The sequence below is a fragment of the Kitasatospora sp. NPDC017646 genome (assembly GCF_044329365.1).
GTDB lineage: Bacteria > Actinomycetota > Actinomycetes > Streptomycetales > Streptomycetaceae > Kitasatospora.
This window is the reverse complement of the sequence record NZ_JBIRJC010000109.1, coordinates 1-5,033: the sequence shown is the minus strand read 5'-3', so window position 1 is coordinate 5,033 and position 5,033 is coordinate 1. Positions and strand designations below refer to the sequence as shown.

Genomic DNA, 5,033 nt, shown 5'->3' with positions numbered 1-5,033 from the left:
CCCAGGCGAGTTGGTGCACGTGGACATCAAGAAGCTCGGCAACATCCCCGACGGCGGCGGCCACCACGTCCTCGGCCGAGCGGCCGGCCGCAAGACACCCGCCCCTACCGGCCCCAGACCAATGGCAAGGTCGAGCGCTTCAACCGGACCCTGCTCGACGAATGGGCCTACGCCCGCCCCTACCGCACCGAACAGGAACGACGCGACGCCTACCCTGACTGACTCCACGCCTACAATCACCACCGCGGACACACCGCACTCGCAGGCAAGCCACCCGCCAGCCGCGTCCCCAACCTCACGGGTCAGAACAGCTAGGACACGGCGGGCGGCCTGGAGGTCGCCGATCACCTCGACCCTCTGCACCCGGTCGCCCGGGTTGGCGCCGACGGTGTTCACGTGCCAGGTCGCCGGTCCGACACCGGCCTGGTAGATGGCCTGCTGGAGGTCGGCTAGCTCCTGCCCGCTGGGTCCGGCGCCCTGGGCGACGGCCGCGCCGCACGCGATGGCCAGAACTGAGAGGGTGGCCACGAGCCGGCCGGTGAGCGCGATGTCCACGAGGCGCCCCTTCCTTTCGTGCTGTCGGTCAGGCGATGGACAGGCCGAATTTGTCGATGACCGGCGAGATCGGGGTGTACAGGACGGTGTCGTAGCAGGTGGTCCTGGCCGCTGTCGGGCTGCAGACGGCCTTCTGGCCGCTGCCGGCGACGATGATGCCGCGGGCTTGCATGTCCTCACCGCCGTTGATGCTGGCGAAGACCGGGCCACCGCTGTCGCCCTGGGCCACCGCAACGGTGCCGGAGTCGGTGCGTTCGGCGACATCCATGTCCTTGTGCCAGGTTCCCTCGACACCGGCCGCGTACTCGGTCTGGGTGACCTTCAGCCCGCAGTGCACGCCCGACATCGCCCCGCTCCCGCATACGAGGCCTCCGACAGAATTGTGTCCAGCGCCGAAGACGCGCTTGGAGTACCCGGAGGCGTTGTCCCACGCGCCGTCGTAGAAGCGGCCGCTCGGGGTGCCGTTGGTGTTGATGACGGTGATGTCGAGCCCGGTGTCGGAATCGGACGCAGTGCCGATCACCGTGCCGGTGCCGGTCTTGTACGTGCCGGAGGTCCCGCAGTGCGCGGCGGTGAGCAGGACCGGTGTCTTGTCGCGCCAGGCGCCGAACCCGGAGGTGCAGAAGGCGTTGCCGGGCGCGGTGAGTTCGGCGCCGGCGCTCCAGGGGCTGGCGTCGCTGTGCCGGGTCGCGGTGGCCGCCGGGGCTGGGGCGGGTGCGGCGGTGACCGGGACACCGGCGATGTCGGCGGCGCGCGCGGCCGGCCCGTCGAAGAACGGCACCATGTCGACCACCAGCGCGGTGCGGGCCGGGTCGAGTCGGGTGTAGGCGTGCCGACGTCCCCGGCGCTGCTCCTGGCGGGCGTACTCGCGCTCCGGGATCATCCAATCGTGTACCCGGGCCGGCACCTGCGCCGTGGCCGGTTGGGCGCTCACGCGCGCCCCGCTGCGCCCACGGCCTGGGCAGCCATCAGGACCGACACCACAGCCCCAGAGAGCAAAAGCCGGCCGTCCATCGCGGCGGCCACCGCCTCCTTGAGCGGCCACCGCTCCACGGTCATGCCCGTCTCAGTTCCAGTCAGCTCCTGCTCACCGACCGTCAGGTCCTGGGCGAGGAAGATGTGAAGGTGAGCGGTGGACTTGGTCATCAGCGCGATCCGGCCGAGCGGGCTCCACGTGGCGGCCGTGATGCCGGACTCCTCCTTGAGCTCGCGCCGGGCTCCCTCCAGCGGGTCCTCGCCCGGGTCCAGCTTCCCGCCAGGCGGAGTGAGGACCTCACCGTGGACGTAGGAGCGGTAGCGGACCATGGCGATCCGGCCCTGGTCGTCCATCGCGACCGTCAGCGCGGCGTCGATCTGGGCCTGGTGGAACTCGAAGGCCCCTTGGGTGCCGTCGGGCTGGGTCACCGTGTCGCGCTGGATCAGGTAGGAGCGGGTGTTCAGCAGGGTCTCGCGGTCGTGGTGCTGCCAGGGCTGCGGCACGACCGGCTCGCGGCTGACGGTCGGTGCGGCGTTCACGGGCGGACTCCTTCGAGCTGGCTGCTGGTGAGCAGCGGGAGGTAGTGCTGCAGGTAGGGCGGGACGTGGAGGTCGAGCACGTCGGCCAGGGGGACCATGCGCAGGGCCTGGCCCTCGTCGCCGAGCTGGAGATCGCTGTCGGAGCCGTTCCAGGCGGCGTGCAGGACGCGGGTGAGCGGGAGGCCGAGGTCGGGGTGGGGGTCGGGGAGGGTTCGCAGCACGGTGATCTCGATGCCGGCCTCCTCGCGGACCTCGCGCACCGCGCTCTCCTGGGCGCTCTCGTCGTCCTCGCGCCAGCCTCCGGGCGGGGTCCAGTAGCCGGGCCAGGGGCCGGGGCCGGTGTCGCGCAGGTGCATCAGCAGGCGGCCCGCCGGGTCGGTGACGAGGACCAGGACGCCTTCGAAGTCGTCGTCCGGACTGGCGGGGCGTTCCAGGTAGAGCGGGCGTCCGCTCCGGTGGGCGCGCACGACCTGCCGCAGCCGCTGGTAGTGGGCCAGGTCCATGTGGTGGCGCCAGTCGTGGGCTGTCTCGAAGCGGTGCTCGGTGTGCTCGGTGGGATCGAGGCGGATGCGGGCCTGCTGCTCGGCGGTCAGGGTGCCGCCGTCGAAGATGTGGCCCAGCACCGGCACCGGGTAGTCGGCGTCGGCCTGGGTGTGGATCACGGCGATCAGGCGACGGCGGAGAATCTGCGGGTTCTCCGCGGCCAGGTCCAGGCCGAGTTCCTCGCGGGCCTCGCGAACCGCGGCGTCGAACGGGGACTCGCCGTTCTCGACCATCCCGCCGGGGAAACCCCAGACGGCCGGGTCGATGGCCGAGTGCATCCCGAGGATCCGGCCGGCGGGGTCGGTGACGAGGAAGCTCCCGTAGGTGGCCGGGCGGGCGATGGTGGTGAGGTGGCCGCCGACGGGCCGCCAGCCGGGGGTGGCGAGGCGGCCGACCAGCCACGTGATGACCTCGCGCTGCCCGTCGCCGGTGTGCGGCAGAGCCTCGGGCAACGCCCACTGCTGGCCGTCGTGGTCGTCGGACAGGACCGCGGTCGTGCCGTCCGGGACGACGGTGGTGAAGACGAACTGCCGCACCCGGCAGCCGTTGTGATTGGTGAAGTCCAAGGTGCGCGCGAACTCCAGGCGCAGGTTCGTGAGGCCGGTCTCCTCGGCGAGCTCGCGGGCGACGCCAGCGTCCACTGCCTCACCGTCCTCGCAGCCGCCACCCGGGTACTCCCACAGGCCGGGCAGGACGCCATGGGCGGCCCGCCGGATCAGCAGGACCCTGCCCGAGCGGTCGCGGACCACGACGCCGACCCCGAAGCGTTCGATTCCCTCGCGGCGGGCGGAAGCCGTCAGCACCTCGAAGTCGATCATTCGTAGAGCCCCTCTTCCTGGAAGGTGAGCACAGCGCGATCCAGCGCCATCACGTCGCACGACAGCACCAATAACTTTGCACTGCAGAGAAGTTGATGGACAGTCGAGAACAGCATCCGGGTTGGAGATCCTGCCGCTGTTCGAGTTGTCCGATCAAGCCCGGCGATTCCCGACGCCCCTGGTCGAAGGCGGACTTTTCGATTTTCCGCGCCTACTGATCTCCTGCGCCGCGGACACCGCGGAGGGGCGGTGCAGCGGGCGGGCCGTCACGGTTCACCGGCCTGGGGCCGGTCGGGCGGCGGGTACGGGAAAAGGCCGGCGGAGTCGAGGCGGACCAGGCAGCTGTGCAGCCGCCCGTCCGGGTGGAAGACGCGCCGGGAGAGGAAGACGCGGTCGCCTCCGTCCGGGACGCTGACGCCTTCCTCGACGACCGGGCGGCCGGTCGTCAGCGCCTTCAGGCGCTGGTCGATGTCACCGTCGCTGGCCTGCCAAATCTCGGTCGGACGGCTGTGTCGGCCCGCCATGCTCATCGCCCGCGCTCCAGCGCCTGGAGGCCTGCGGCCACGCGGTCGGCGAGCACCGTCGGCAGCACCTCCTGGGCGTCCTTCGGTGGCAGCCACAGGGCTGCGCGGATCTCCCCGTCGGTGAAGCGCAGCGCCTTGGCCTGGGCGGGGTCCAGTGGTTCGGCGTCGTAGACGTGGCAGGTCAGGGCTCGGCCGTGCCGGGACAGGGTGGCCGGGTTGCAGTCGGAGACCAGCAGCCGGCCGACCGGCACGCGCAGGCCTGGAGGACTGGAAATGGGGAGCCACGCCCTCCGGAGCACCGCAAGGCGGAGTGGCTTCCCCGATCCTGTCCGACATCTACCTGCACCGGTTGGACGAGTTCGTTGAGAAAGTTCTGATCCCGGAGTACACCCGTGGAGAGCGCCGGGTCAGAAACCCCGCGTATTTGGAGTTGCAGAATCTGCTGGCGAAAGCCCGCCGGCACGGTGACCGGGCCCAGGCCAGGACACTGCGTCAGCGGATGGTGAGCCTGCCGAGCGCCGATCCCAACGATCCGTCATATCGCAGGCTTCGCTATGTCCGCTACGCAGACGACCATCTCCTCGGATTCACCGGACCGAAAGCCGAGGCCGAGCAGATCAAGTACCGCCTGGCTGAGTTCCTGCGTGACGAACTCATGCTGGAACTCTCCCGGGAGAAGACGCTGATCACCCACGCCCGCACCCGGGCGGCACGGTTCCTCGGCTACGAGATCACGACCCAGCACAACGACACGAAGAAGACCGGCCGCTACCGCAGGGTCAACGGCCAGATCGCCCTTCGTGTCCCAAGGGACGTGATCAAGGCCAAGTGCGAGCCCTATCTCGCCCGCGGCAAGCCCGCGAAGCGAACGGAACTGACCAACGGCAGCGATCACGCGATCGTCGCCACGTTCGGGGCCGTTTACCGGGGCATCGTCCAGTACTACCTGCTCGCCGGAGACGTCTTCCGGCTGCACCGGCTGCAATGAGGAAGTTCCATCGTGATTGGTGCAGGTCACCGGCCCTGGTGTGACGAGTCGTTGGGATGCTCGCGCAGTTCATCACGGTGATCGTCGCGG

General features: G+C 70.2%; 5 protein-coding genes and 2 pseudogenes. 2 read left to right on the top strand and 5 right to left on the bottom strand.

Annotation, left to right across the window (positions count from 1 at the left end):
* Window positions 1–315: pseudogene (locus ACH4J0_RS42810) on the top strand (integrase core domain-containing protein); the annotation flags it as partial.
* Window positions 316–583: 268 nt separating this feature from the next.
* Here the strand turns inward: ACH4J0_RS42810 and ACH4J0_RS42805 are convergent.
* The 5 genes from ACH4J0_RS42805 to ACH4J0_RS42785 form a co-directional block, all read right to left on the bottom strand.
* Window positions 584–1,438, bottom strand: coding sequence for a S1 family peptidase (locus tag ACH4J0_RS42805; protein WP_396246602.1), 855 nt, complete (start codon window positions 1,436–1,438; stop codon window positions 584–586).
* Between the two features lie 47 nt (window positions 1,439–1,485).
* A complete protein-coding gene (locus ACH4J0_RS42800; protein WP_396246601.1) occupies window positions 1,486–2,070 on the bottom strand; it encodes an NUDIX domain-containing protein in 585 nt (194 codons plus the stop codon).
* Complete coding sequence (locus tag ACH4J0_RS42795) at window positions 2,067–3,431, bottom strand: NUDIX domain-containing protein (protein WP_396246600.1); 1,365 nt, start codon at window positions 3,429–3,431, stop codon at window positions 2,067–2,069. Before ACH4J0_RS42795 ends, ACH4J0_RS42800 begins: the two co-directional genes overlap by 4 nt.
* A 266-nt stretch (window positions 3,432–3,697) precedes the next feature.
* Complete coding sequence (locus ACH4J0_RS42790; RefSeq protein WP_396246599.1) at window positions 3,698–3,961, bottom strand: hypothetical protein; 264 nt, start codon at window positions 3,959–3,961, stop codon at window positions 3,698–3,700.
* Entirely contained in the window at window positions 3,958–4,206 is a 249-nt protein-coding gene (locus tag ACH4J0_RS42785) for a hypothetical protein (protein ID WP_396246603.1), read from the bottom strand. Before ACH4J0_RS42785 ends, ACH4J0_RS42790 begins: the two co-directional genes overlap by 4 nt.
* Window positions 4,207–4,214: 8 nt before the next feature.
* On the opposite strand from ACH4J0_RS42785, the pseudogene ACH4J0_RS42780 reads away from it, so the two are divergent.
* Window positions 4,215–4,940, top strand: a pseudogene (locus ACH4J0_RS42780) (reverse transcriptase/maturase family protein); the annotation flags it as partial.
* Window positions 4,941–5,033 lie beyond the last annotated feature (93 nt).